Source organism: Candidatus Lokiarchaeota archaeon (assembly GCA_014730275.1).
Classification (GTDB): Archaea; Asgardarchaeota; Thorarchaeia; order Thorarchaeales; family Thorarchaeaceae; genus WJIL01.
On sequence record WJIL01000066.1, the window covers coordinates 1 to 3110 of the forward strand.

Below are 3110 nucleotides of genomic sequence, written 5' to 3' on the forward strand. Positions count from 1 at the left end.
AGAAGTGTAAGAAATCCGTAAGATTTCCTCCAAGTGCTATTGTGACTGAGGGCGGTAGGAGTTTATTAGGCTCAGTAGGAGACCGGGGTTCAGTAGGACTAGGCAAGTGGGCTAATGATTCGTCATGAAGCACGCGGCCGAAAGCTGTAAGGAAGACTCGTTCTTCTAAACAGAAGTCCTCACTCTCTGCACAGGGACTCTATCAAGTCCCGGAGAGTCCGCGGCTGTTCACCTCGTCTGTAATGGGCCTCCTCAGCGGCGGTGACAATGTTGAGGTGGGTGATCATGACCACGCCGTGGCAAGCACTGTGGAAGACCTCGCTGTCCCCGGGAGTGATGACCCGGGGCAACGACAGGAGAAAGAAGCCAGGACCGCGGGAGGAACTCCGTTCCGGTGAACGCGGACAAAGTCCCTACTGACTCACGGGCCTACGGGTACCGTGGGGGCGGCGACGCTGGCAGGGGAAGGGTGGAACACAGAAGTTTCACGCAGTTCCTAAACTGTAAGAAACATGTTATCAAGAGTCAACTCAGACGGATAAGTCAACGATTGACAGCATGACTGCATCTCATGCGAGTGCTGCTGACCCTGCTAGGGTTGTCAAATATATGGTCATCCAAGGGCATAGATATCAGGGCAATTCGCTGATTGACTTGAGAATCAAAGACAGCAATGTGGAAGTGGATTTCAACGCTCACAATCACAATTGCCCAAGAATACATGAATAGTGCATTGAGTGCTCTTGATGCGTTCGCTGGTCCTGTTGTACTCGTTTGGGGCGTCATATTTGCTGGAAATACTATTTCGAAGCAATCTATCTTTGGCAGATTATTAGGCTTCCTTGACAAATACCGGAGTACACCTTTGGAGGATTGGGGATATCATGACACATTTTTCCTGATGAGCCGGGTAATGGTAACTCTGTTGGGAATTGCTGTTGCAGCAGGCATCTTTTTCAGTGGAGTGAGTCAATAGACACAAAGCGGGTATCAAACAAATGGGGAATAGAAAGTGAGCATTGAATCACCGATTATTATCACTGTAGGGTTAATATCGGCCATTCCATTGTTCGTTTTTTTAGTCTCTGAGAATATTACGGGCATCTACAAAAAAAGAATACTGCAGGGGAAGATTTCATCAAAATCAGAGCTCCCATCGCTCGTCAAACTACATATGCGCCTTGTTCAGGATATCAAGTTGAACCTCTTGGCAGGTTTTGGTTCATTAGCAATCTTGTTTGGAATACCAACTATTACTGTTTCTATTCTATGGCCTTTAGAACTGCTCTCTTTCCTCCAATCCCTACCCTTCTGGGTGATTCTTTGTTCCATTCTTATGCTCCTGACTGTGGGGTGTAATAGCCCAGACCCAACTGGAGGTTTGGGGTCTGCGCACGAAGTATTGGAAAAGGAACAAGCTGGAGAATAATTTGCCCTAACTAATGTTCCATTTGGAACAGCAAAATCTCCTTCATGATATTGATTATCCCGCCAACACCAGTTTTGGCGTATTCATAGTTGGAGTGATGCTCCGGGTATTCACTGCGACTGCAATATGTAGGCTATCAGAACAGCTCTACGAAGTTTGGGGAAATTTATCAGAGCAACAATGATTTAAAATGGCATGTTTATCTCCTCTCTTTCAAATCAGAACTTTGCGACGTACAATTACGTCGAGAGTGGAGGAAGTGGATGGCAAGAATCCACGTATGTTCAACCGCTAGACCGTACATATGGACTCTATCGGCCCACCGGGTTTTCGGTTGTCGATCAGTTGTGGCAACAATCCCACACCTCGGAGAAGACATATGGGGTTTTTTGTCTAGAATAGTCAGCAATAGACAAGCTGAAGAAGTAGAACGAAAATGGGTTTTTCTTATTCATTTCTGGTGGGCTGCATGGAGCCACACTGGCCTTAAGGCTGCATTGAGCGCCCGGAGAATCGATTGACGAAGGTGGATTATGAGCCTGAGCGATATGAGCACCTTATTTATTTGGGTTAAACTCGTGCTAATCATCGAGCTTTTCATGGCGGCCTACCAGATAGCGGGATATTCCGTCTTGGGACTATGCTGAGATTCGGATGCTCAATTCAAATGCAAAAGAAGTCTTAATACAAAGGGATGAAAGAAATGGAGAGCCTGTTCGTGAATGCGGATTTCCTAGCGTATATGGTCATAATGTGGATTGTGAATCTACTTTTTGTGGCTTTGGGATCGAGGATGTTCCTGACACCTCTTAAAGAAAAATCAGCAATAACAGTTGCTGAGTTTCGAGGAGCTTACGGACGTGCTACCTTCATAGGAGTTCTACCTTTCATACTGATATGGCTCCTTGTATCCCCTGTGCTGTTTGGTGCGGATGTTTCGCTTGGTTTTGCAGGGTGGTTATACTATGCACATTGGATTGAAGTCTTTCTAGGTGCGGCAGGCACTTATCTCCTCTCAGAAACGGTCATTATATATCACAAGAATGGAATGAATATCATCTCGGAAAATCAAAAAGAAAAGGCTCAAGAACCAATGCCTTGGGAGGCATTCTAAGGTTTGTCCAGAGGACGTGCAGGAACGGATTCCTATTTAATATCAGATTGCTCTTATGCGGCTTTCAGCCACCGCATTTATTGGAATCCTGTTGCATATGAAAATCTTGATGGTTCGAGTAATAGTAATATGCTCCCAGGTCAGAATTTCAATTTGCACCTCGTGGCAGATTCTGGTTCATCCGCAATTGGTCAGAAAAGGGGACTAAGGGGCGATCTGCAGGAGCGAATCTAGTATGTTCACTAGTCATTTTGGGAGTAATAGTTACGTGCGGACTTCATATTGCTACATCACAGTAATAGACAAGCTGAAGGAGTAGAACGAAAATGGGTTTTTCTTATTCATTTCTGGTGGGCCTGGCTCTTTATAGTATGTCTGTGCTTGCCTTCCTCTATGTTGTTGTGCAAGGCAGCAAAGCTATATGGAAGAGAAGGGCAAATGTCCAAGAAGAAATAACTGGAGTTGCATCGTTCTATGTTGCAGCAGCTTCACGAATGACCACACATGTGCTTTTCTGGTTTGGATTATTCTTAATTCCGTTACTCCTCTTCCTCATCCCCAATATCC

The 3110-nt window shown here is 45.4% G+C and carries 4 protein-coding genes; all 4 read left to right on the top strand.

Going from position 1 to position 3110, the window contains the following annotated elements; genetic code table 11:
• Positions 1 to 673: 673 nt before the first annotated feature.
• The 4 genes from GF309_06990 to GF309_07005 all read left to right on the top strand — a co-directional run bounded on the left by GF309_06990 (position 674) and on the right by GF309_07005 (position 2543).
• Positions 674 to 976, top strand: coding sequence for a hypothetical protein (locus GF309_06990; protein MBD3158523.1), 303 nt, complete (start codon positions 674 to 676; stop codon positions 974 to 976).
• A 36-nt stretch (positions 977 to 1012) separates the two neighbouring features.
• A complete protein-coding gene (locus GF309_06995) occupies positions 1013 to 1429 on the top strand; it encodes a hypothetical protein (protein MBD3158524.1) in 417 nt (138 codons plus the stop codon).
• A gap of 263 nt (positions 1430 to 1692) precedes the next feature.
• Positions 1693 to 1950, top strand: coding sequence for a hypothetical protein (locus GF309_07000; protein MBD3158525.1), 258 nt, complete (start codon positions 1693 to 1695; stop codon positions 1948 to 1950).
• 182 nt (positions 1951 to 2132) lie between these two features.
• Entirely contained in the window at positions 2133 to 2543 is a 411-nt protein-coding gene (locus tag GF309_07005) for a hypothetical protein (GenBank protein ID MBD3158526.1), read from the top strand.
• Positions 2544 to 3110: the final 567 nt, after the last annotated feature.

What these genes read in the sequence shown, in the direction of transcription:
- GF309_06990 (MBD3158523.1), top strand. Translation starts at nt 674, where the DNA reads ATGTGGAAGTGGATTTCAACGCTCACAATCACAATTGCCCAAGAATAC.
- GF309_07000 (MBD3158525.1), top strand. Translation starts at nt 1,693, where the DNA reads ATGGCAAGAATCCACGTATGTTCAACCGCTAGACCGTACATATGGACT.
- GF309_07005 (MBD3158526.1), top strand. Translation starts at nt 2,133, where the DNA reads ATGGAGAGCCTGTTCGTGAATGCGGATTTCCTAGCGTATATGGTCATA.